The organism is Bradyrhizobium ingae (assembly GCF_055791185.1).
On the sequence record NZ_JBVUBB010000028.1, the window covers coordinates 60,730 to 82,214 of the forward strand.

At 63.1% G+C, this 21,485-nt stretch carries 22 protein-coding genes; 5 read left to right on the forward strand and 17 right to left on the reverse strand.

The annotated features are described in order from the left end of the window. Window positions 1–73 precede the first annotated feature (73 nt). Window positions 74–1,255, forward strand: a complete 1,182-nt coding sequence (locus ACV1FX_RS30275; protein ID WP_473121214.1) for a patatin-like phospholipase family protein — start codon at window positions 74–76, stop codon at window positions 1,253–1,255. A 42-nt stretch (window positions 1,256–1,297) separates the two neighbouring features. Here the strand turns inward: ACV1FX_RS30275 and ACV1FX_RS30280 are convergent, their stop codons facing one another. Beyond that, the gene (locus ACV1FX_RS30280; protein WP_473121215.1) at window positions 1,298–3,013 is read right to left on the reverse strand and encodes a SulP family inorganic anion transporter; all 1,716 of its coding nucleotides are present in this window, start codon (window positions 3,011–3,013) and stop codon (window positions 1,298–1,300) included. A 113-nt stretch (window positions 3,014–3,126) separates the two neighbouring features. After that, entirely contained in the window at window positions 3,127–3,552 is a 426-nt protein-coding gene (locus tag ACV1FX_RS30285; RefSeq protein ID WP_473121216.1) for a hypothetical protein, read from the reverse strand. A 269-nt stretch (window positions 3,553–3,821) separates the two neighbouring features. Between ACV1FX_RS30285 and ACV1FX_RS30290 the strand changes: the two genes are divergently transcribed. Both ACV1FX_RS30290 and ACV1FX_RS30295 read left to right on the forward strand, forming a co-directional pair. After that, on the forward strand, window positions 3,822–5,132 hold the full coding sequence (locus ACV1FX_RS30290; RefSeq protein WP_473121217.1) for a hypothetical protein: 1,311 nt from the start codon (window positions 3,822–3,824) through the stop codon (window positions 5,130–5,132). Between the two features lie 71 nt (window positions 5,133–5,203). Further along, entirely contained in the window at window positions 5,204–6,010 is an 807-nt protein-coding gene (locus ACV1FX_RS30295) for a hypothetical protein (protein WP_473121218.1), read from the forward strand. Between the two features lie 81 nt (window positions 6,011–6,091). On the opposite strand, the gene parC is transcribed toward ACV1FX_RS30295, so the two are convergent. From parC to rpoZ, 11 genes are all read right to left on the reverse strand, one after another. Further along, window positions 6,092–8,350 carry a DNA topoisomerase IV subunit A gene (parC, locus tag ACV1FX_RS30300; RefSeq protein ID WP_473121219.1) on the reverse strand — a complete coding sequence of 753 codons (2,259 nt, stop codon included), beginning with the start codon at window positions 8,348–8,350 and terminating at the stop codon, window positions 6,092–6,094. Between the two features lie 228 nt (window positions 8,351–8,578). Then, complete coding sequence (locus ACV1FX_RS30305) at window positions 8,579–8,851, reverse strand: hypothetical protein (protein ID WP_473121220.1); 273 nt, start codon at window positions 8,849–8,851, stop codon at window positions 8,579–8,581. A gap of 97 nt (window positions 8,852–8,948) precedes the next feature. Further along, window positions 8,949–9,698 carry a DNA repair protein RecO gene (gene recO / locus ACV1FX_RS30310; protein ID WP_473121221.1) on the reverse strand — a complete coding sequence of 250 codons (750 nt, stop codon included), beginning with the start codon at window positions 9,696–9,698 and terminating at the stop codon, window positions 8,949–8,951. Between the two features lie 144 nt (window positions 9,699–9,842). Then, entirely contained in the window at window positions 9,843–10,223 is a 381-nt protein-coding gene (locus ACV1FX_RS30315) for a hypothetical protein (protein WP_473121222.1), read from the reverse strand. Between the two features lie 22 nt (window positions 10,224–10,245). Further along, a complete protein-coding gene (gene era / locus ACV1FX_RS30320; protein ID WP_473121223.1) occupies window positions 10,246–11,175 on the reverse strand; it encodes a GTPase Era in 930 nt (309 codons plus the stop codon). Continuing rightward, window positions 11,165–11,980 (reverse strand): ribonuclease III, encoded by an 816-nt coding sequence (gene rnc / locus ACV1FX_RS30325; protein ID WP_473121224.1) that lies wholly within the window; start codon window positions 11,978–11,980, stop codon window positions 11,165–11,167. Before rnc ends, era begins: the two co-directional genes overlap by 11 nt. Continuing rightward, window positions 11,977–12,738: a signal peptidase I gene (gene lepB / locus ACV1FX_RS30330; RefSeq protein WP_473121225.1), complete on the reverse strand. Its 762-nt coding sequence runs from the start codon at window positions 12,736–12,738 to the stop codon at window positions 11,977–11,979. Before lepB ends, rnc begins: the two co-directional genes overlap by 4 nt. 252 nt (window positions 12,739–12,990) lie before the next feature. After that, window positions 12,991–13,410 carry a holo-ACP synthase gene (gene acpS / locus ACV1FX_RS30335; protein ID WP_473121226.1) on the reverse strand — a complete coding sequence of 140 codons (420 nt, stop codon included), beginning with the start codon at window positions 13,408–13,410 and terminating at the stop codon, window positions 12,991–12,993. Beyond that, entirely contained in the window at window positions 13,407–14,159 is a 753-nt protein-coding gene (locus ACV1FX_RS30340; protein WP_473121227.1) for a pyridoxine 5'-phosphate synthase, read from the reverse strand. Before ACV1FX_RS30340 ends, acpS begins: the two co-directional genes overlap by 4 nt. A gap of 149 nt (window positions 14,160–14,308) precedes the next feature. Further along, entirely contained in the window at window positions 14,309–16,594 is a 2,286-nt protein-coding gene (locus ACV1FX_RS30345) for a RelA/SpoT family protein (protein WP_473121228.1), read from the reverse strand. A 220-nt stretch (window positions 16,595–16,814) separates the two neighbouring features. Then, the gene (gene rpoZ / locus ACV1FX_RS30350) at window positions 16,815–17,207 is read right to left on the reverse strand and encodes a DNA-directed RNA polymerase subunit omega (protein ID WP_027522935.1); all 393 of its coding nucleotides are present in this window, start codon (window positions 17,205–17,207) and stop codon (window positions 16,815–16,817) included. 326 nt (window positions 17,208–17,533) lie between these two features. Between rpoZ and ACV1FX_RS30355 the strand changes: the two genes are divergently transcribed. After that, window positions 17,534–18,178 (forward strand): LabA-like NYN domain-containing protein, encoded by a 645-nt coding sequence (locus tag ACV1FX_RS30355; RefSeq protein WP_254095709.1) that lies wholly within the window; start codon window positions 17,534–17,536, stop codon window positions 18,176–18,178. Further along, window positions 18,159–18,833, forward strand: a complete 675-nt coding sequence (locus tag ACV1FX_RS30360; protein WP_473121229.1) for a uracil-DNA glycosylase — start codon at window positions 18,159–18,161, stop codon at window positions 18,831–18,833. Before ACV1FX_RS30355 ends, ACV1FX_RS30360 begins: the two co-directional genes overlap by 20 nt. On the opposite strand, the gene ACV1FX_RS30365 is transcribed toward ACV1FX_RS30360, so the two are convergent. The 4 genes from ACV1FX_RS30365 to dapA are packed head-to-tail and all read right to left on the reverse strand — an operon-like array spanning window position 18,830 to window position 21,308. Next, the gene (locus ACV1FX_RS30365; RefSeq protein WP_473121230.1) at window positions 18,830–19,411 is read right to left on the reverse strand and encodes a peroxiredoxin; all 582 of its coding nucleotides are present in this window, start codon (window positions 19,409–19,411) and stop codon (window positions 18,830–18,832) included. The two genes, ACV1FX_RS30360 and ACV1FX_RS30365, sit on opposite strands and share 4 nt — an antisense overlap. Before the next feature lie 4 nt (window positions 19,412–19,415). Beyond that, on the reverse strand, window positions 19,416–19,889 hold the full coding sequence (smpB, locus tag ACV1FX_RS30370; protein ID WP_449380856.1) for an SsrA-binding protein SmpB: 474 nt from the start codon (window positions 19,887–19,889) through the stop codon (window positions 19,416–19,418). Between the two features lie 59 nt (window positions 19,890–19,948). Then, window positions 19,949–20,365: a large conductance mechanosensitive channel protein MscL gene (mscL, locus tag ACV1FX_RS30375; protein ID WP_473121256.1), complete on the reverse strand. Its 417-nt coding sequence runs from the start codon at window positions 20,363–20,365 to the stop codon at window positions 19,949–19,951. A 52-nt stretch (window positions 20,366–20,417) separates the two neighbouring features. Continuing rightward, the gene (dapA, locus tag ACV1FX_RS30380; RefSeq protein WP_473121231.1) at window positions 20,418–21,308 is read right to left on the reverse strand and encodes a 4-hydroxy-tetrahydrodipicolinate synthase; all 891 of its coding nucleotides are present in this window, start codon (window positions 21,306–21,308) and stop codon (window positions 20,418–20,420) included. Window positions 21,309–21,485: the final 177 nt, after the last annotated feature.

Below are 21,485 nucleotides of genomic sequence, written 5' to 3' on the forward strand. Positions count from 1 at the left end.
GCGCAAGTGCCTTTCCCCAACACAGTGCTTATTGCAGCAGATTCAAGCGACCTTGCTTGAGAGGGGGAGTCCAATGAAAAGAGCGATTACGCTTGGTGGCGGCGGCCCGGCAGCCGGGTTGCATATCGGCATTCTGGAAGCTCTTCAGGGCCATCCAGACATCAAGTTCGATGTGTGGTCATTGTCCTGCATCGGTGCGTGGGTAGGCATCGTCTACAATCAGTTCGAGGGATCCGACAAAGCCCGGCTCACATATCAATTCTTCAGGGATCACGTGTTTCGTGACGACGAAAGCTATGAACGCTTTCCCATCAACTCCGTCTTCGGGACGGACTGGTTCGGCAACACACAAGCCTTGATGAACTTCGTGTTTGACGTCCGGAATTATGACAAGGTGTGGTTGCCGGGCAGAATGGTGAAAGCCGTCGGAGAGACCATGTCGATGCTCTCCGACCCCGGGCAGAAATGGGATCGCGGAGATATCAACGGCTGGGTTTTGAACCAGGCCTTGGCGCCAAATCCCTTTGTTCGCTATCTGACGTCGCTCATGTATTTGTCCGGCGTCAATGGTCTGTCCAAGATCAACTATCCGGACAGCAAATTTATGAGAAGCATAAAGTTCGAAAGACTGCTGCGGCACGACATGCCGCTCATCTTTCACAACGCATTCGACCTTCACAGCCGCGAACTGGTGTTTTTCGACAACAATCGCATGAAGCGCAATCGTCCCAGAGGGACCATCAGCGCATCGTCTCTATGCGCGTGTTCAGCCCTTCCATTCATCGAGGAGACCGTGGAGATAGGCGGAGTTACTTATTGCGAAGGGGCGCTGGTTGACACGGTCAACTTCCAGACGCTGCTGGAAGAACACGATGATCCAAATGATCTGGATGAAATATGGGTGTGCAGGATCGTCGACAGGAAACAAATCCAAAAGCCCGGCAACCTTCACGATTCCCTCGCGAATCTCTGCCAGCTATTCGCCGCGACCGTCGGCGAAGACGACGTGAAGCTGTTCAGGTATCACGTCAAGTATGACCCTCCCGCCAAGGGAAAAAAGAAATGGACCGGTACGGTCGTCGAGATTCACGTGCCGCACCATATCGACTTCAAATGGAACCACAGCAATCTGGATGCCGGGCGAAATCATGGGAGGAATGCGGCACTGAAGGCGATCGAGGAGTACAAGCGCGCGGGTACAAAGTGCGCAAAGGACAATGGAGAAGTACGGTTCATAAATGAGATGCGGCAATGAGCGACGCCCGACCGGGGCCAAGCGGCGATCGGGCGGGGACTTTCACAAATCGTCACGGTTAAGCCGCGCGATTGGTTGCGACTCTCGCCGGTAGGTCTTCAGGGCCTGACGCAGGGTAGGAAGGATCCACGCCTCATGTTCGGGCCGGTAGAGACCGGCTTCCCGAAACCAGGCCAGAAACTCGGCCTTGCGCCCAGCTAATATCAGGGACGTTCCGCGCGCTTCGAGCCGTTCCCGCAGATCGCGGAGTGCATACAGTCCGGTCGTATCGATCTGGCTGACTGGAATTGCATCAATCACAAACCACCGAAGTTCCGGGCCTTCGGCGTCGGCCGCCGCCAACGCTCTCGCCTTGAAGTAATCGGAATTGAAGAAGGTAAGCGGGCCATCGAAGCGATAGAGCACGAGCCCTGGAAACGTCCTGGCGTTTGGGTGGCGTTCGATCGAATGCAGACCGGGAAGACCGTCGACGGTTCCCAGGATTTCGTCCCTGGGCCGCGCGGTCAACTTGACGAAACGGACCAGGGCCAACCCCACAGCGATGAGGATCCCGTTGATGGCGCCCAGCGCGACCACTCCGAGCGTAGTAATTACGGCCAGAACGACCTCGCCGCGATCGATGCTCCAGATTTCGCGCAGCGTTCGCGTGTCGAACAGCGAGATCGAAGCGAACACGAGCAAAGCGCCGAGCGCAGCAATCGGCACATATCGCAAGGGACCGGTCAGAAACAGCAAGACAGCGGCGATCGCCGCCGCCGCGACGAGGCCTGTCACCTGGGTGCGACCGCCGGCTGCAACGGCCATTGCGGTGCGTGAGTCAGCGCCGGTCACGGCGAACCCTTGAGACAAGGCTGAGGCGAGATTGGCTGCGCCAAATGCTGCGAGCTCACGGTCCGCGTCGATCTCGTAGCCGCCCTTCGACGCAAAGCTGCGCGCAGTCAACATGCCGCTCGAAAACAGCACGAGAGCGAGGCCAGCCGCGCTGCCCAGCAGGGACGGTATGTCGTCCGTCGGAAATCTGGGCAATCGCAGCGGCGGCAGGCCCGCAGGAACCGGCCCCAGAATAGCCACTCCATACCGGTCCAGCCCGAACAATGCGACCGCGGTCCCGGCAGCGATCAATATGATCGGCGCAGCCGGAAGTCGCGGCACCCTGCGCGCCAGCCCAAACAATATCGCCAGGCTTGTCGCTCCGACGATCAGCGTCGGAACCTGTGTCTGAGGAAGCTTGGCGAAGATTTCGAATAGTTGCGGAATAATCCTTTTGGATTCGATGGAAAAGCCGAGCAGCTTGCCGATTTGCCCGAGGCAAATGGAAATTGCGACGCCGTTCAAAAGTCCAACAAGGATTGGCTTGGAGAGAAATTCCGCCAGCGCACCGAGCCGCATGAAACTCGCTGCAATGCAGAACATGCCGGCCAGAAATGTGACGGCGACCGAGAGCGACCAGTACAGCTCGACATTGCCGCCGGCCAGCGGCGCCACTGCGGCCGCGACCATGGCGCACACGGCCGCATCGGGATTCACGATCATTTGCCGCGACGTGCCGAAGATGGCGTACGCGACCAGCGGCACAATGCTCGAATATAGTCCCACGACCGGATCGAAGCCTGCGAGCTGCGCGTAGGCGATCGCGACCGGCAAAGCCACTGCGGCAACAGAGATACCGGCCAACAGATCGTGCCGAAAGTCATCGGCAAGACTGTAGGACAAGAGTTTTGTCAATCCGGGTGCAATACGCGTCAGACGGTCAGTCATGCCGGATTACGAGTAGTGGTACGCCAGAGCGCGAGCCATGCAACTCTAGCTGCACGAGCGAGGGTTCGCCAGTGCCCCTTCGCGATCACATTGCGCCGGGCACGCCGACCCGGTCATGTCGGCGCGATGGCAATATAGGGAATGCAGGCCACGACGACGGCAAGCTGGATCGCGTTGGCCAGCATTCCACCCCAATGCAGCCGGCGCAGCCGAAGCGCGGCCTCCGTGTCGTCGGCATCTCCATCACTGATCCGCGCGTCCATCTGCCGCAAGAACCAGCGTCGCGACGACACGGCGAGAGCCGTGATCAAGCCGACGCCGAGGGCCAGGACCGGGCGGCCGTCCACGGCGACGGCAATCGTGCCCACGGCCCCGGCAACGGCCAGCGTCAGGAAATAGCCGTTGGACATGGCGCGTAACAGCAGGGCGACAGGTCGGACGTCCAGCTTGACCAGCAGAAAGGCCGGCGCCGCCAGCAGCAGATAAAACATCGGAAGCAGCAGGATGATCGTGGCGAACAGGGCGACGTTGTCTGGCATCATCCGATCCCCCTCTGCCCGTGCCGCGCAAGCACTTTCGCGCAGCGCAGTATCGGCCTCGACCCGTCACCGGCACCATTGGGGTTGGACGCGCACTGCTTCCGCCGTCCTGGAGCATGATCCGCCCTCGCGACAAACGCGGAACGCGTTTGCGCGGAGATCATGCGCACACAACAACCCAAAGCGCGATGACGATGCATCCTAATCTCATCGCGCTTTAGGACCCGATCTCCACCGGAAACGTTGTTAGGGGTCATCGAAGGCGCGCCATGGAAACACTCTCAGCCTATCTCGACAGGAAGCACGAGGAACTTGCATTGTTGAATGGTTGCCTTGCGAAGCCGTTGGCGCTGCGAAAGCCGATTGCGGTCGTGGAGGTGATCGAACAGAAATTCCGCCTCGCCGCGGCACTGAAGGCCGAACACGCCCTGCACGACTGGGCGCGCACTGAAACCGACTGGGCACATTGGGGGCGGCAGCGCGCCGGCCCGTTCGAGTTCAGCTACGATTACCAACGCGCCGATCTCGAAGTCCGCGGTCCGCCGTTCTACGACGTCGAGGACACCGCAGCGTCGGAGACCATCTACACGTCGTCGGGCATGGCAGCGATAGCAGCGCTGCTGCTGGGCTCGGCTCGCGTGATCCCGAGCGCAGACATCCTGGTGCTGCCCGGCTCCTATGGCGAGACCATCGAGCTTGTCGAACGCCACGCCCGACACCTGCGCCTCGTGCCCCTGAACCACGCGCCCGATGAACGCGCGTTTCGCGCGGACCGGCCGAAAATGCTTCTCTTCGACTCCTGCACGCCGGCCGCCGCCTTCGAGGCGACGCTGCGCTGCGAAGCGAGCGGGCTCGATCTCATCATCTTCGACACGACCTGCTTCTCGATCGGCTCAGGACGGATCCGTCGCGTGCTCGGCTGGGCCCGCCGCCGGCACATTCCCGTTGTCCTCGTGCGCAGCCACACCAAGCTCGATTCCCTCGGCCTGGAATATGGTCGGCTCGGCTCTGCGACATTCGTTGAGCCCGACGACGGCGCAAGCACCAACAGCCGGCGATTGCTGGCCGATCTGAAGGTTGAGATGCGTGATGCTGTACGGCTGTTCGGCGGCGCGGCGCTGCCCGCGCATTTTCCACCCTATGTCGGAACGGAAATCTACCGCGCGCTGACCGGCCGGCGCGTTGCGGCCATTTTGCGCAACAGCCGGCGCACGGCCCGCCATTTTGCAGCGGCGCTTCCCACCTCATCGGCCGAGCTGCACTTTGCCCATGGGCTCTATGTCACGCTGGCACCGAGGCGCAGGATGGACGAGCATCAGGCCCGGCAGATCGCCGTGGATCTGTCGGGTGATTTGGGCAGGGCCGGATTGCCGATTCGCCACGCAGGAAGCTTTGGCTTTGATTTCGGTGCGACAGAGTGGTTCCACGACACGACCAACGGTCGCTATGTCATCAGAATTGCCGTGCCGGATCTGCCGACGTCATTGTGGGACGAGGTCGCGGAGGCCGTGACTGGCTGGTGGTCGTCTCGCGAGCAGGACGCGCTCGAACGCGGGCTGCCCGCCAACGCATCCGCATAGCCTCACGTTGCCTCCGGACTCCTCGGCACCCGTGAAAGACGCTAAGATGCGTTCGAGGGGGAATCTGCGCTGTGGAATCGCTTCCGGATCAGAAGGCCAGGCCGCGTCGACGGCCGGTCATCGTGCTCGTGCTTCTGTCCCTCCTCCTGATCGCTTGCTTCGTCGCCATGTTCTACGCCGGCGACCTGTCGAAGTACCAGGCCGTCGTTTCCGCCGAGGAGACACACGCCGCCTTGCGCGAAGTGACCGATGCCGACCAGCTCGATCAGGTCGTCAAGCTGCATCCATCCAACAAGTTGCTCAGGATGCTCGCGCTCGCAAACAGCGACGCGATGGACATCGATGCCGCCATGCGAAAGCTGTTAAGCGAGGTCGAGCCGAAGCCGCTGCCGAAGCTCGGGGATCTCGGCGCATCCAGCCGCGGCGACCTTGACGGGCTGCGCCGCGATCTCAAGACCGCGGAAAGCAATGCAGCAGGCCTGGCGCCCCGTTACGCCGCGCTGATCAAGGCCACACGTGACAGGATCGAAATCGAAGCCCGCACACTGAACCCCGGCGATGACAGGCTCTCCGGTTTCATGGCGCTGATCGATGAGCAGCACGCAGCATGGACCGCGCTCACCTCCAGGGCGCTCGCTTCAAAGGCGGACTACTACAATGCTTTCGACAAGTGCGTGGCGCTTCTGATCCGCGAGTTCGGGGTCTACAAGGTCGCGAACGGACAGTTCATCTTTCCCTTTCAGTCCACGGCCGACAGCTACAATCGCGCAGCGACCGCCATGGCTGATGCGGCGAGGCGCACGACCGAACTCGACGAGGAAAGCAAGAGCCTGCGACAGTCACAACTCGCCAAATGGCGAGCATTCGTCGAAGGTTAGCGCCTGACTGCACGCGGGGGCAGATCGCCCGCTTGCGCGGGCGATCACAGCGGTATGCGAGGCAATAGCTCTGCTGTGCCCCTACGCGATCAGGCGGCCGAACTTGTTCGACTTCGGGAAGCCCTTCGGCGGCAAACGGCCGGCGTCAGCGCGGGTACCCTGCCACTCGGCGAGTTCCTTCATGGTCGCGCTGAACTCGCGGCCGGCGGAGTCTTTCCAGGTGAGACCCGCCTTGGCGTCGAACACGGCAACGTCGGACAAGCCGCCGTCCTTGTATTTTTGCAACCGAACGCCGCGGCCGCGCGCCATTTCCGGCACCTGATCGAGCGGGAAGATCAGCATCTTGCGGTTCTCGCCGATGACCGCGATCGTGTCGCCGAGCACCTCGGTGATCGCGCGTGCCTCGTTCGGCATGTCGACGTTGAGGACCTGCTTGCCCTTCTTCGTGGTGCCGACGCAGTCGTCCTCGTTGACGACGAAACCCTGGCCTTCGTGGCTGGCCACCAGGAATTTGCGCCCGCCCTTGTTGACGAACAGCGCGACCGGCGCCGCCTCCTGCTCGAGGTCGATGAACAGGCGGATCGGCTCGCCGTGACCGCGGCCGCCCGGCAGCTTGGCAACATCCAGCGCGTAGAACTTGCCGTTGGTCGCGAACAGCAGGAGCTTCGAGGTGGTCTCGGCGAAGAAGGCGAAGCCGAGCTTGTCGTCCTGCTTGAAAGCAAGCCCCGACAAATCCTCGACGTGGCCCTTCATGGTCCGGATCCAGCCCTTGTCCGAGACGACGACGGTGACCGGCTCGCGCTCGACAAAGGCTTCCTCGATCGCGGCAAGGTCGTGCTCGGGCGCATCGGCAAAGGTGGTGCGGCGCTTGCCGAGCGGCGTCTTGGGTCCGAACATGTCGCGGACCTTGCCGACCTGCTCGCCGACCTTCTTCCACTGTTCCGCCTCGGAGGCGAGCAGCGCTTCGATCCCCTTCAACTCCTTGCGCAGATCCCTGTCTTCATTGCGGATCTCCATTTCCTCGAGCCTGCGCAAGTTGCGCAGACGCATGTTGAGGATGGCCTCGGCCTGGACCTCGGTGAGCTTGAACGCCTTGATCAGCGCCGGCTTCGGCTCGTCCTCGGTGCGGATGATCTTGATCACCTTGTCGAGGTTCAGATAGGCGATCAAATGGCCGCCGAGGACCTCCAGCCGGTGCTCGATCTGGCTCTTGCGGAAGTTGGAGCGGCGGATCAGCACGTCGCGCAGATGGTCGAGCCATTCGCGCAGGCACTCCGCGAGCCCCACAACCTTGGGGATGCGCCCCTTGATCAGCACGTTCAGGTTCAGCGGAATCTTGCTTTCGAGCTCAGTCAGCCGGAACAGCGATTCCATCATCAAGGCGGGATCGACGTTTTTCGACTTAGGCTCGATCACGAGACGAACGTCTTCGGCCGATTCGTCGCGGACTTCGCCGACGAGCGGCAGCTTCTTCTGGTCCAGGAGCTCGGAAATCTTCTCGATGAGACGCGACTTCTGCACCAGCCACGGAATCTCCGTGACCACGACCACCCAGGTGCCGCGGGCGCCCTCCTCCTGCTCCCATTTGGAGCGGACTCGGAAGGAGCCTCGGCCGGTGGTATAGGCTTCCGCGATCGCCTGCTTGGAATCGACGATGATGCCGCCGGTCGGGAAATCAGGCCCCTTCACCCACTTCAGAAGCGACTTCGACTTGGCGTCGGGCTTCTCGATCAGATGGAGAGCGGCATCGCATAGCTCGGCCGCATTGTGCGGCGGGATCGAGGTCGCCATGCCGACCGCGATGCCTTGCGCACCGTTGGCGAGCAGGTTCGGGAAGCCGCCGGGCAGCACGACCGGCTCCTTGGACTGGCCGTCGTAATTGGCACGGAATTCGACGCCGTCCTCGTCGATGCCCTCGAGCAGAAGCCGCGCGACGTCAGTCATGCGGGCTTCGGTATAGCGGTAGGCCGCGGGGTTATCGCCGTCGATATTGCCGAAATTGCCCTGGCCGTCGACCAGCGGATAACGCGAGGAGAAATCCTGCGCGAGGCGCACCATGGCGTCGTAGATCGCCTGGTCGCCATGCGGATGGAACGAGCCCATCACGTCGCCGACGATCTTGGCGGACTTCTTGAAGGCCGTGCCGGGGTCGAGCCGGAGCAGGCGCATGCCGTAGAGGATGCGCCGGTGCACCGGCTTCAGGCCGTCGCGCGCATCGGGCAGCGCGCGGTGCATGATGGTGGAGAGCGCATAGGCGAGATAGCGCTCTTCCAGCGCCTCCTGCAGCCGCACCTCGTGGATTTCGGCCGGCTCTTCCGGCGGTACCTGTCGTTTTCCCATGGGGAGGCGTTAAACCGAGACGGTGAATCGGGCAAGCCGCGAATAAAAACGCAGGATTTGGCGGGCTAACCTTCTCACAGGAAAAGGATTTGCCGGCCGATTCGGATCGGGCTCCGCGCCACCACTCAGGTCGCAAATCGCGGCCGATCGACTCAAAGTCGGCCTTGCTCGTCCCCGGCCCGCCACGCCGGCGGCCCGATCGAGAAGCCCGATATTATCGATGCCCTGTTATTGCCCGGCCCAGCCTGCGGTCACGGTCTGGCTCTTGGCCTGCGCGGGCGTCGGTGCATTGGCCAGACACCGGCGCGCTGTCTCGATTTCCGCGTCAGTCGCACCGTGGGATCGCGCCCATGTCTCCGCGGCGGCTGCCGAATATTTGGCAACATAGTACCGTACGACGCTGCAGGAGGCGCGGCGAAACAACCCGGGCTGCTGCTCGGCAGCCATTGCGTCCGGCGCCAGCGCAAGCAGCGCGGCGGATACCACGAATCCTCTGATCATCTGGACGTCCCCGGTGGAACCAATCCGGCCAACTCAGTTAGCGTGATTTGGTTCCATCTTTCATCACCTGATCAGGCAGGGCAGAGGCGCGCCTTCCTCATGGCGAGGCGATCGCCCTCGCCTGCTGCCGCGTCAAGGCATTGAGGAAGCCGCTTCTTGCGTCCGAATGGCCCTGCCCGCGCGGCTCCAGCACGTGGCGGAGCAGGAACAGGCCGGTGAGCCGAAAGCCATCCTGGAGGTCCTGGTCCGTGAGTTCGCTCGCCGCCTCGCCCTGCCGCAGGAACGGCGGCAGGCGCAACAGCCGGTCGCGCCACGGCTCGCCGGCGGAGCGCGATACCGCACCGCCGGATTTCGGCGAGACGTAGATCAGGTCCGAGGTCTCGCCGGTCACCGCGCAATTCTCCAGCGCGAGGCCGAAGCCGAGTTCGGCAAGCATCGCGAGCTCGAAATGGATGATGTGCACGGCGGCCCCGCCGATGTCGTCGAAGTCATCGAGCGCGTGCTCGAGCTGCGCAAAGATCTCCTCATGCGGGTCCCGCTCGGGCAACAGCCGCGCGAGCGAGGCCAGATGCGTGACGCCATAGACGCCGTGCGAGGAGGCAAGCAGCCCCGCAGCTCGCAACCGCAGGCCCTCGATCGCATAGGTGCCGAGATGCTCGTCCAGCCGCGCCCGCCACACCGCGCGCACGCTGTTGCCGGGCTGGAGCAGCGGCCGCATCCGCGAACTGGCGCCGCCGCGGACGAGCCCGAGATGCCGCCCCCGCGCGCGCGTCAAGAGCTCGACGATGGCGCTGGTCTCGCCATGCCGCCGCACCCCCAGCACGATGCCGTCGTCGGTCCATTCCATGGGATGAAGTTTAGCGCATTCACACGTGCGTAGGGTGGGCAAAGCGAAGCGTGCTCACCAATTTGACCGACGAAGAGACGACCAGTTGTGGTGGGCACGGCGCGCGAAGAGCCCGCCTTTGCCCACCCGCACCGCTACGCATGTCTAGGCGTTGAACCAGCCCTGCGCGTCGCCGGTGAAGGAGAAATACAAGCCGATCGTCGTCAGCACGCAGGATATGATCTCGATGCCGCTGTCGAGCTCGACGCCCTTCTCGCCGATGATCTGAGCAAGCGAGATCACCGACAGCACGAGGGCGGCCGCCAGCACCCAGCGTGGCCAGTTCTTGCGCTTTTGCGCCGCAAGCCAGACGAAATAAACCAGCAGAAGGATCATCCCGCCGGCGATCAGCGTCGCCGTCGTGATCATCTGGTCCGTCATGTCGGGGTTCGGCGTGCGATCCTGGAACGCAACCGACAGCGCATCCAGCATCAGCGATGCGTAGAGCAGCACTTCGAAGCGCAGGACGTTGCGGGGCACGCTCATCACCAACCCATCTACTTCTTGTTCATTCTTTGGGGAATTCCAGGCCCATTTCCCGATAGCGGTCGGGATCGTCGCCCCAGTTCTCACGCACCTTGACGAACAAGAAGAGATGCACGGGCACGCCGAGGATGTCGATGAGCTCTTTTCGCGATTCCGCGCCGATCGACTTGATGGTGGCGCCGCCCTTGCCGAGCACGATCTTGCGCTGGCTCTCGCGCTCGACGAAGATCGTCTGCTCGATGCGCACCGACTTGTCCTTGCGCTCTTCCCATTTGTCCGTTTCGACCGTGGACTGGTAGGGCAATTCCTGGTGCAGCTTCTGATAGATCTTTTCCCGCGTGATCTCGGCGGCAAGCTGCCGCATCGGCGCATCCGACATCTGGTCCTCGGGATAGAGGAAAGGACCAGCCGGCACCATCGCGGCAAGCGCGTGCCGGATGTCGTCGACGCCGTCGCCGGACAGCGCCGAGATCATGAAGGTCTTCGCAAAGCGAATGCGCTCGTTGGCGGCCTGCGCCAGCGCAAGGAGCTTCTCGCGCTGGACCAGGTCGACCTTGTTGAGCACCAGGATCTTCTCGTGAGCCACGCTTGCGACCTTGGCGAGGATCGCTTCCGCCTCCTCGTCCAGGCCGGCCTTGGCGTCGAGCAGCACGCAGACGAGATCGGCGTCATGCGCGCCGCTCCAGGCGGTCGACACCATGGCGCGATCGAGCCGCCGCTTCGGCGAGAAGATGCCGGGCGTATCGACCAGGATGATTTGCGCGTTGTCCTCGATGACGAGGCCGCGGATCAGCGCCCGCGTCGTCTGCACCTTGCGCGAGACGATCGTGACCTTGGCGCCGACCAGCGCATTGACCAGGGTCGACTTGCCGACATTGGGGGCGCCGATCAGCGCCACGAATCCGCAGCGTGTAGCGGCCGGCGTTGCCGCATTGCTCGCCTCAGCCATCATTGCCGCCGCCAACGCCTTCTCGTTCGATCATGACAGAGGCCGCCACCTTCTCCGCCGCGCGCTTGCTGCCGCCGATGCCTTCCGCCGATGCCAGCCCCGGCAGATCCACGGCGACGCGGAACTGCGGATCGTGATGCGGCCCCGTGCGCTCCACCTCGCGATAAACCGGCGTCGGCAAGCCCTTCCCCTGCGCCCATTCCTGGAGCACGGTCTTGGGGTCGCGCAGCGGCCGCCGCGGCTTGTGCATGCGCTCGGTCCAGTTGCGCTTGACGAACTCGGCCGCGGCCGCATGCCCGCCGTCGAGATAGATGGCCCCGATCACAGCTTCGCAGATGTCGCCGAGCACGGACTTGCGCAAGCGGGCGTCGGCGGCGGGGCCGACGCTGCCCAGCTTGATGTCCTCGACGAGGCCCAGCAACTTCGCAACGTCGGCGCAGCTCTCCTTGCGGACGAGCTCGGCAAGCCGCTTCGACAGCTCGCCTTCATCCGCGCTTGGAAAGGCGTGATAGAGCATGTCGGACACGACGAGCCCGAGCACGTGGTCGCCCAGGAATTCCAGCCGCTGATAGCTGTCGCCGCGCTTGCGCCCACTCTTCAGCGCGGAGACATGCGTGATCGCCTGGATCAGCAGGTTGGGATCGGCGAAATCGTGCCCGATGCGCGCCTCGAGCGCCGCGTTCGCGCCCTTGGCCTTGCCGCTCCTCGCCCGCTTCTTCTTTGCGGGAGCTTTGGGAGCAGCTTCGGCGTCAGGGCTCGCAGCGGCCTCGATCGGTTGGATTGCGATGTCCTTGGCTTCGTCTTTCATCGGACGATTTTGAACATTCGGTTCCAGCGCACCGCCCAGGGCCAGCGCCAGAACATCCAGGCGTGCTCGCCTTCGGCGATGGAGAAGAAGATCATCTGGGCACGCCCGATCAGGTTCTCCTGCGGCACGTAGCCCACTGCCGACTGCACGCGGCTGTCGGTCGAATTGTCACGGTTGTCGCCCATCATGAAGAAGTGGCCGGGCGGCACCGTGTACACGTTGGTGTTGTCGTAGAAACCGTTGTCGACACAGTCGAGCGTCTCATAGGTGACGCCGTTCGGCAGCGTCTCCTTCCAGCGTTTGACCCGCGCCGTCGCATCCGACGAGCCACAGGGGTCTTCACCGACGAAGTCGCTCAGCCGCTCGCGCTGCACCGGCACGTCGTTGATGTAGAGCAGCCCTTCCTTCATCTGGATGTGGTCGCCGGGCAGCCCGATCACGCGCTTGATGTAATCAGTGGTGTCGTCCTTCGGCAGCCGGAACACGACGATGTCGCCGCGGTTCGGATCCGAGCCGAAGATGCGCCCCGAGAACAGTGGCGGCGAGAACGGGATCGAATAGTGGCTATAGCCGTAGGAATATTTCGACACGAACAGATAGTCGCCGACGAGCAGCGTCGCCTTCATCGAGCCGGAGGGGATGTTGAACGGCTGGAACAGGAAGGTGCGGATCACCAGCGCGATCAGGAGAGCGTGGATGACGACCCGGACGGTTTCGCCGAGGCCGCTCTCAGATTTGGTTCCTGAAGTCACGCTCATCGCTTTCCCAATTCTGGTCCCGCGGTCACGGAACGCCCATTCCCGCGCATAGCCCGGTACGCTTTGTGGCGTAAGGAGATTGTCCTGATTCTGATAGTGAGGACCAATTCCGGCGTAAAGCCGAATTCGCTCCGGCTCATTTTGCGCCGGCGAACTTTTAGACGGTTGTCGGCAGCCACGCAATCAAGGGCCGCATCAACAATATGCAAAACACTGATTTTATTTGATTATTTTAATTTTCAAGCTCGCGGATCAAGGTTTTGCCAGCGGCACGGCTGAAATGATGACGAAGGCCTGGGCCAGCGGCCAGTCGTCGGTGATCGACAGGTCGATCCGCGCCTCGAAGCCCTCCGGCGTCAGCGCCTTCAGGCGGGCCAACGCCCCGCCGGTCAGCTGCATGGTCGGCCGCCCCCCTGGCATGTTGACCACCCCCATGTCGCGCCACCAGACGCCGTGCCGGATGCCGGTCCCGAGCGCCTTGGAGCAGGCCTCCTTGGCGGCGAACCGTTTGGCATAGGTCGCGACCACCATCTTCTCGTTCTTGGCGCGACGCTCAGCCTTGGCACGCTCGGCCTCGGTGAAGATGCGGTCGAGGAAGCGCTCGCCATGGCGCTCGATCACATTGGCGACGCGGGTGATGTCGACCAGGTCGGAGCCGATGCCGATGATCATGCCTTGCTCCGGCCACGGTCCATCGCGGCGCGCATGCTGCGGACGGTTTCGGCAAGGCCGACGAACAGCGCCTCGCCGATCATGTAGTAACCGATGTTCAGCTCGACGATTTCGGGGAGGCCTGCGATCTTCTCCGCCGTCGCGTAGTCGAGCCCATGGCCGGCATGGACCTCGAGGCCCGCGGCGCGCGCGAGCTTGGCGCCGGCCACGATCCGCTGCCACTCGGCTTCGGCCTTGTCGGAGTGTCCCTCGACGACGGCGTCGCACCACGCCCCGGTGTGAATCTCGATGACGGGCGCGCGCAGTTGCGCCGCCATCTCGATCTGCGCAGGGTCGGCGGCGATGAACAGCGACACGCGGATGCCGGCATCGTTCAGCCGCGCGATGAACGGCGCGAGCGCATTGTGCTGTCCGACCACATCGAGCCCGCCTTCGGTCGTCACCTCCTGCCGGCGCTCCGGCACCAGGCATACCGCATGGGGCTTCGTGGCGAGCGAGATGCGCATCATGTCGTCGGTCGCCGCCATCTCGAAGTTCAGAGGCTTGGAGATTTCCGCCTTCAGCCGCGCCATGTCCTCGTCGCGGATATGACGGCGGTCTTCCCGCAGATGTGCGGTGACGCCGTCGGCGCCGGCCTCGATCGCCAGCAAAGCAGCGCGCACCGGATCGGGATTGCGGCCTCCCCGCGCGTTACGCAGGGTCGCGACGTGGTCGACATTGACGCCGAGGCGAAGCGGAGGAACGGGCATGGCGAGGCTCACTTATACGACATTGCTGAATTCGTCATGCGCGGGCTCGACCCGCCTGCGGGGCCTAAGCCCCTCCGGCGCGGCGAGGGCCCGCGCATCCATCCTCTTCAAAAGATGGGTTGCCGGGTCAAGCCCGGCAACGACGATCACTATCCATTAACACGTTCGACGCGGGCGACGACCGCCTTCGCGCGCAACTGGGCTATGATCGCGCTCAGGTGCTTCAGGTCATAGACCTCGAGATCGATGGTCGTCTCGGTGAAGTCCGGCGAGCGGCGCTGCATGCTGATATTGTCGATGTTGCCGTCGTGCTCCGCGATCACGGTCGCGATCTGCGCGAGTGCGCCGGGCTCATTGACGTTCTCGACCTTGATACGGGCCGGGAAGCGCTGCGGAGCGGTATCCTCGATGTCCCAGCGCACGTCGAGCCAGCGCTCCGGCTCCTCCTCGAAATCCTTCAAGGCGGGCGCCTGGATCGGATAGATGGTGATGCCCTCGCCCGGGGTGACGATGCCGACGATGCGGTCGCCCGGCACGGCGCCGCCATTCGGCGCGAACTTCACCGGCAGGTCGGAATTGATGCCGCGGATCGGGATTGCGGCCGGGGGACGCGGCGTCCCCGGCACCACGGTCTCCTTGAGCTTGGCGGCCAGCCCCTTCTTGGCGTAGCGACCCACCCGCTCTTCCTTGTAGTCGGGATACATGGCCCGCGCGACGTCGGAAGCCTTGATCTCGCCGCGGCCGACCGCCGCCATCACGTCCTCGATCGAGGAGCGGGCAAGACGCGGCAGCGCGCCCTTCAGCTTGTCGTCGGCGTAGTCGATCTTGGCACGCTCGAACAGGCGCTCGACGATACGCCGGCCAAGGCCGGCATATTGGTCGCGGACCGCGGTGCGGGTGGCGCGCCGGATCGCCGCGCGCGCCTTGCCGGTGACGGCAAGCGATTCCCAGGCCGATGGCGGCGCCGATTGCGCCTCCGAGGTCAGAACCTCGACCTCGTCGCCGTTCTGCAGCTCGGAAGACAACGGCGCGAACTTGCCGTTGATCTTGCAGCCCACCGCGCTGTTGCCGACATCGGTGTGCACCGCATAGGCGAAGTCGATCACATTGGCATGGCGCGGCAGAGCGATCAGCTTTCCCTTCGGGGTGAAGCAGAACACCTGGTCGTGGAACAATTCGAGCTTGGTGTGCTCGAGAAACTCCTCGGGATTGGTGCTCTCGGAAAGAATTCCGACGGTGTGGCGCAGCCAGGCAAATGCATTGGACTCGCGCTTGAGGAACTCCGTCGGCGATCCGGCGCCCTCCTTGTAGAAGACGTGCGCAGCGATGCCGCGCTCGGCAATCTGGTCCATCTCCTCGGTGCGGATCTGGAGCTCGACGCGCTGGTTGCCTGGGCCGATCACCGTGGTGTGGATCGAGCGATAATCGTTCTGCTTGGGCGTCGAGATGTAGTCCTTGAAGCGACCGGGTACGACCGGCCAGGTGGTGTGGACGATGCCGAGCGCGCGGTAGCAGGCCTCGACGTCGTTGACCACGACACGGAAGCCGAAGATGTCGGACAATTGCTCGAAACCGACCGACTTGCGCTCCATCTTGGTCCAGATCGAGAACGGCTTCTTGCGACGACCGTAGACGCGCGCACCAAGGCCCCTGTGACGCAGATTGTTGGAGAGCTGAGCCTCGATCTCGCCGACCAGATTGCGGTTGCGCTCGGCCAGCGCATCGAGCCGCTGCATCACCACGTTGTAGGCTTCGGGATCGAGGGTGCGGAAGGACAGGTCCTCCAGCTCCTCGCGCATCTCCTGCATGCCCATGCGGCCCGCAAGCGGCGCGTAGATGTCGAGCGTCTCCTCGGCGATCCGCCGGCGCGATTCCGGCCGCACGAACTCCAGCGTGCGCATGTTGTGGAGGCGGTCGGCGAGCTTGACCAGAAGGACGCGAACGTCGTCGGCGATCGCCAGCAGCAGCTTGCGCAGGTTCTCTGCCTGCTTGGCCTCGCGTGATACCAGCTCCAGCCGCTTCAGCTTGGTCAGGCCCTCGACCAGCGCGCCGATCTCGGGGCCGAAGATCTGGTCGATCTCGGCACGGGTCGCCTCGGTATCCTCGATCGTGTCGTGCAAGAGCGCCGCGACGATGGTGGCATCGTCGAGCTTCAGGTCGGTGAGGATCGCCGCCACTTCGAGCGGGTGGGAGAAGTATGGATCGCCCGAGGCGCGGGTCTGCGAACCATGCGCCTTCATGGCGTAGACATAGGCGCGGTTCAGCAGATCTTCGTTGGTGTGGGGGTTATAGGACCTGACGCGCTCGACGAGGTCGTATTGCCGCATCATGCGGGCCCGCGGCTTCGAGGGCCGTGCGGTCGGCGCAGTCGGGGCCACGGCGACCGATTCGGTCGCAGCTTCCATCTGCGTAAATTTGCGACGCCGATACACCATCTCTGCCCGCGTCTTCCTGCCTTCAAACAAACCAGGAAATGGTCCGTTGTATACATCCTAACGCCAATCGCGCGCGTGTCCGACACAATCGGAAACGGCGCTCGCAAGCGCGCTGTGCCAGCGCTATGGTAACCACGAAAAGGTCAACAAAAGCAAAGGCCCGAACGCGGGTTCGGGCCTTTGATGAAATCAAAATTTCGTCGGCGCGTCGCGAGGACGATTACTCGTCCTCCTCGGGCTGCTCTTCGGGCGGCGCGAGACCCTCGAGACCCTTCAGGAGCTCCTCTTCCGTCATGCGCTCGACAGCGACCTCGGTATCGTCGGCATCGACGCTGGCGCCAGCGGAACCGATCAAAGGCACGGTATCGGGCTCAGGCTCGTCCACCTCGACGAATTTCTGGAGGGAGTGGACCAACTCCTCGCGCAGGTCCTCCGGCGAAATGGTCTGGTCGGCAATTTCGCGCAAGGAGACAACTGGGTTCTTGTCGTTATCCCGGTCAACCGTTAGTTGTGAACCGGACGAAATCATGCGGGCGCGGTGGGCGGCCAGCAAGACGAGGTCAAACCGGTTGTCGACCTTGTCGATACAATCTTCTACGGTGACGCGAGCCATTAGACTGTCGCTCCGCTCTTGGGTGGGTCAAAACATGTGGATGATGCGGGCTAGTTATAGAGGCCGGGGCGATTTCGCAAGATCATTTTGTGATTTGGCCTCGCCAAACGCCTTTGATAACCCCACATTAGGGCTAGAATCGGCATTTCCCGGGTCGCCAAGGAGGGCGGCATCGGACGGGCCGACCGCCCTAACTATACCTTGGTTTGCCCCGACTTCTCCGGATTTACGGTTTCGACGGGTTTTGGCAGCCTCTTGATCTGCGCGGATTGCTGCCGTCGCGCCAACAATAAACGATTGAACACGAACACTACGCGAGCAACTGAATGTCACCTTCTCCAACCAACAAGATCGCGCTCTTCATCGATGGGGCCAATCTTTACGCGACGGCAAAAACTCTGGGCTTCGACATCGATTACAAGCGTCTGCTGAAGGAATTCCAGAGCCGAGGGACGCTTCTGCGCGCGTTCTACTACACCGCCATCATCGAGGATCAGGAATACTCTTCGATACGCCCCCTGATCGACTGGCTCGACTACAACGGCTACACCGTTGTCACAAAGGCCACCAAGGAATTCATCGACGCCAGCGGCCGCCGCAAGGTCAAGGGCAACATGGATATCGAGCTCGCGGTGGACGCCATGGAGCTCGCCGAGCACATCGACCAGATGGTGCTGTTCTCCGGTGACGGCGACTTCCGCTCGCTTGTCGAGGCCGTGCAACGCCGCGGCGTGCGCGTCACCGTCATCTCGACCATTGCCAGCCAGCCGCCGATGATCGCCGACGAGCTGCGCCGCCAGGCCGACGTCTTCACCGACCTCGTCGAGCTTCAGTCCAAGCTTGGTCGCGACCCTTCCGAGCGCCCGGCTCCACGCGAGCGCGGCGACCGCGAAGCACGTCATCACGCCCCGCAATTCCTCCAGCGCGCGACGACGATGGCGCCGAGGGGCGATGACGACTTCGACGAGTGAAGCACCCCGGTTAAGCCGCCAGGCTCCCACCGTCGTACCCGACCGTGACTGCCCGCTCTGTCCGCGTCTGGTCGCCTTTCGCGAGGCGAACCGGACGCGCGAACCGTCCTGGCACAACGCGCCGGTTGCTCCCTTTGGCGATATCAAGGCGCGCCTCCTGATCGTCGGTCTCGCGCCGGGGATGCAGGGCGCCAATCGCACGGGACGCCCGTTCACCGGGGACTATGCCGGTGATCTGCTCTACGCGACGCTGATCGAGTACGGATTTGCCAAGGGGACCTATCGGGCACGGCCCGACGACGGCCTCAAGCTGATCGACTGCCGGATCGCCAATGCGGTGCATTGCGTGCCGCCGCAGAACAAGCCGCTGCCGGCAGAGATCAACACCTGCCGCCGCTTCCTCGCCGCGAACCTCGAGACCATGCCGAACCTGCGTGCCATCGTCGCGCTGGGACGGATTGCGCACGATACCGTGCTCAAGCCGCTGGGCCTGAAGGGCGCGCAGGCGCCGTTCGGTCACGGCGCCGTGCACCAGGCCGGCCCGCTCCGGCTGTACGACAGCTATCACTGCTCTCGCTACAACACGAACACCGGCGTGCTGACGCCGGAGATGTTCCGCAAGGTGTTTTCGAAGGTGAAGGCTGATCTCGACTAGGCCTTCACCGGATTGGCCTTCAGCCAGTCCAGCACGTCGCCGGCATTCCGGTCGGGCGGGAACACCGGATAGAACACGTGCGTGATCTTCGCGTCGTCGATGATCAGCGCAAGGCGCTTGATCAGCGTCAACCCGGCAACCTCCATCGTCGGCAGCTTGAGCGCACGGGTCAGTTCGAGCTTTTCGTCTGACAGCACCGGGAACGGCAGGTGCAGACGCGAGGCCATCTCGGTCTGGTAGTCATTGCTCTGGGTCGAGAGCCCGAAGACATAAGACGCGCCGGCCGCCTTCAGTTCGGCAAAGAGATCGCGGAACGCGCAGGTCTGCGGTGTGCAGCCGCGCGCGCCGGGGATCATATCCCAGTCGTCGACCAGCGCGATCTTGCCGGGCTCGCCCGTGCGCGGATAGCCGAACACGACGGTGCGGCCGCGGAGCGCCGACAACGTCACTGACGTATCGTCGGTCGCGCGCAGGCTGACCCGGGGGATCGGCATGCCCTTCAAATGCGCTGCGCCGCCATCGTCTGTCGGCGCCGGGATCTTGCTCCAGTCAACCTCGAGCAGGTTTCTCTGGTTCATCGCCTCATCCCCTCGCCCGCATCAGCCGGCCCTTTTCCCGGCCCCAGTCGCGCTTCTTCTCACTCTCGCGCTTGTCGTGCAGCTTCTTGCCCTTTGCGACTGCCAGCTGAAGCTTCGCCCGCCCGCGCTCGTTGAAGTAAAGCTTGAGCGGGATCAGCGTCATGCCTTCGCGGTCGACCGCGCCGATCAGCTTGTTGATCTGCCGGCGATGGAGCAGCAGTTTTCGCGGCCGCTTGGGCTCGTGGTTGAAGCGGTTGCCCTGGAGATATTCGGGAATGGTGGCGTTGATCAGCCAGATCTCGCCGTTCTTCGAATCGGCGTAGGATTCCGCGATCGTACTCTTTCCGTTGCGGATCGATTTGACCTCGGTCCCGGTCAGCGCAATGCCCGCCTCGACAGTGTCTTCGATGGCGTAGTTGAAACGGGCCTTGCGATTTTCCGCCATGACCTTGATCGGGCGTTCGTTCTTATCGGCCATGGCGAGTAAACCTGATCGAGATGCGCACAGACGCTAACAGTTTGGATGAAGTGCGCGCGTCAAGACTTCTTGAGCAGATCGCGGATCTCGGTCAGCAACTCGACCTCGGCTGTAGGCTTCGGCGGAGCGGCAGGCGCGGCTTCCTCCTTGCGCTTCAATTTGTTCATGGCACGGATCACCAGGAACAGCACGAAGGCAATGATGATGAAGTTGATCGTCAGCGTGAGAAAGCTACCCCAAGCCAAGACGGCGCCCTGCTTTTTCGCATCCGCAAGAACGCTGGCGGTGACCTTGCTCGACAGCGGCGTAAAGTAGTTCGAGAAATCGAGCCCGCCGGTGGCGGCGCCGATGATCGGCATGATCACGTCGCCAACCAGCGAATTCACGATGGCGCCGAACGCTGCGCCGATGATGACGCCGACCGCGAGGTCGACGACGTTGCCCTTCATCGCAAACTCACGGAACTCCTTGAGCATCTGCATGCCCTTTTCCTCGACGCTCATGAAAGGCCCCCGATTGGCTAAGGCGTCAGTTGATCAAGCCTGCATGGACCATGGCGCTCCGTACCGCGACGCGGGTCGGCTCGGACACCGGCACCATCGGCAGCCGCAGCGTCTCGTCCATCTTCCCGAGCAGCGAGAGCGCATATTTGATCGGCGCTGGATTGCTCTCGATGAAGAGGTTGTTGTGCAGCGGCATCAACTTGTCATGCAACTTTAAGGCGGCAGCGTGGTCACCCTTCTGCCAGGCGGTGTGGAATTCCGAGCATAGGCGCGGCGCAACGTTGGAGGTCACCGAGATGCAGCCATGGCCGCCATGGGCCATGTAGCCGAGCACGGTCGCGTCCTCGCCCGAGAGCTGGTTGAACTCCTCGCCCATCGCGGCGCGCTGCTGCGACACTCGCACCATGCTGGCGGTCGCATCCTTGACGCCGGCGATGTTCTTCAGGTCCCACAGGCGCTTCATGGTATCGACCGACATGTCGATCACCGAGCGCGGCGGGATGTTGTAGATAATGATCGGGATTCCAATCGCATCGTTGATCGCCTTGAAGTGCTGGTAGAGCCCTTCCTGGGTCGGCTTGTTGTAGTAGGGCGTCACCACCAGCACGGCATTGGCGCCCGCCTTCTCCGCGTGCTGGGCGAGTTCGACGGCTTCCTTGGTGGAGTTGGAGCCGGCGCCAGCGATCACGGGCACGCGCCCCTTGGCCTCCTCGATGCACCATTCGACGACCTTCTTGTGCTCGTCATGGCTGAGCGTCGGGCTCTCGCCGGTGGTGCCGACCGGGACCAGGCCGTGGGTGCCCTCGGCGATCTGCCAGTTGACCAGCGAGCGGAACGCGGCCTCGTCCAGCGAGCCGTTTTTGAACGGCGTGACCAAGGCGGTAAATGACCCCCGGAACTTCGTCTTGGCTGCCATGGGCTTCCTCCGTACGCGTGCAGGCCTGAAAAGAGGCCTCTTTCATATCGGGTCTAACGGGCTGGTAAAAGGCCCGGTCAGAGGTGACGCACCGTTTAGGCCGCGATTTTGCCGTGGTGATGGTCCAAACACGGCCGCGGTAAGCGGCTGTTGGTATTTTTTCCGCATATTCAATCA

Excerpts from the sequence above, each read along its gene's own strand:
- ACV1FX_RS30345 (WP_473121228.1), bottom strand. The coding sequence starts at position 16,594 with ATGGTGTATCGGCGTCGCAAATTTACGCAGATGGAAGCTGCGACCGAA.
- ACV1FX_RS30360 (WP_473121229.1), top strand. The coding sequence starts at position 18,159 with ATGACGACTTCGACGAGTGAAGCACCCCGGTTAAGCCGCCAGGCTCCC.
- ACV1FX_RS30280 (WP_473121215.1), bottom strand. The coding sequence starts at position 3,013 with ATGACTGACCGTCTGACGCGTATTGCACCCGGATTGACAAAACTCTTG.
- dapA (WP_473121231.1), bottom strand. The coding sequence starts at position 21,308 with ATGGCAGCCAAGACGAAGTTCCGGGGGTCATTTACCGCCTTGGTCACG.
- ACV1FX_RS30315 (WP_473121222.1), bottom strand. The coding sequence starts at position 10,223 with ATGAGCGTGCCCCGCAACGTCCTGCGCTTCGAAGTGCTGCTCTACGCA.
- ACV1FX_RS30285 (WP_473121216.1), bottom strand. The coding sequence starts at position 3,552 with ATGCCAGACAACGTCGCCCTGTTCGCCACGATCATCCTGCTGCTTCCG.
- era (WP_473121223.1), bottom strand. The coding sequence starts at position 11,175 with ATGATGGCTGAGGCGAGCAATGCGGCAACGCCGGCCGCTACACGCTGC.
- mscL (WP_473121256.1), bottom strand. The coding sequence starts at position 20,365 with ATGCTCAAGGAGTTCCGTGAGTTTGCGATGAAGGGCAACGTCGTCGAC.
- rpoZ (WP_027522935.1), bottom strand. The coding sequence starts at position 17,207 with ATGGCTCGCGTCACCGTAGAAGATTGTATCGACAAGGTCGACAACCGG.
- ACV1FX_RS30355 (WP_254095709.1), top strand. The coding sequence starts at position 17,534 with ATGTCACCTTCTCCAACCAACAAGATCGCGCTCTTCATCGATGGGGCC.
- rnc (WP_473121224.1), bottom strand. The coding sequence starts at position 11,980 with ATGAAAGACGAAGCCAAGGACATCGCAATCCAACCGATCGAGGCCGCT.
- parC (WP_473121219.1), bottom strand. The coding sequence starts at position 8,350 with ATGGGAAAACGACAGGTACCGCCGGAAGAGCCGGCCGAAATCCACGAG.
- smpB (WP_449380856.1), bottom strand. The coding sequence starts at position 19,889 with ATGGCCGATAAGAACGAACGCCCGATCAAGGTCATGGCGGAAAATCGC.
- recO (WP_473121221.1), bottom strand. The coding sequence starts at position 9,698 with ATGGAATGGACCGACGACGGCATCGTGCTGGGGGTGCGGCGGCATGGC.
- ACV1FX_RS30305 (WP_473121220.1), bottom strand. The coding sequence starts at position 8,851 with ATGATCAGAGGATTCGTGGTATCCGCCGCGCTGCTTGCGCTGGCGCCG.
- ACV1FX_RS30365 (WP_473121230.1), bottom strand. The coding sequence starts at position 19,411 with ATGAACCAGAGAAACCTGCTCGAGGTTGACTGGAGCAAGATCCCGGCG.
- lepB (WP_473121225.1), bottom strand. The coding sequence starts at position 12,738 with ATGAGCGTGACTTCAGGAACCAAATCTGAGAGCGGCCTCGGCGAAACC.
- ACV1FX_RS30340 (WP_473121227.1), bottom strand. The coding sequence starts at position 14,159 with ATGCCCGTTCCTCCGCTTCGCCTCGGCGTCAATGTCGACCACGTCGCG.
- ACV1FX_RS30290 (WP_473121217.1), top strand. The coding sequence starts at position 3,822 with ATGGAAACACTCTCAGCCTATCTCGACAGGAAGCACGAGGAACTTGCA.
- acpS (WP_473121226.1), bottom strand. The coding sequence starts at position 13,410 with ATGATCATCGGCATCGGCTCCGACCTGGTCGACATCACCCGCGTCGCC.
- ACV1FX_RS30275 (WP_473121214.1), top strand. The coding sequence starts at position 74 with ATGAAAAGAGCGATTACGCTTGGTGGCGGCGGCCCGGCAGCCGGGTTG.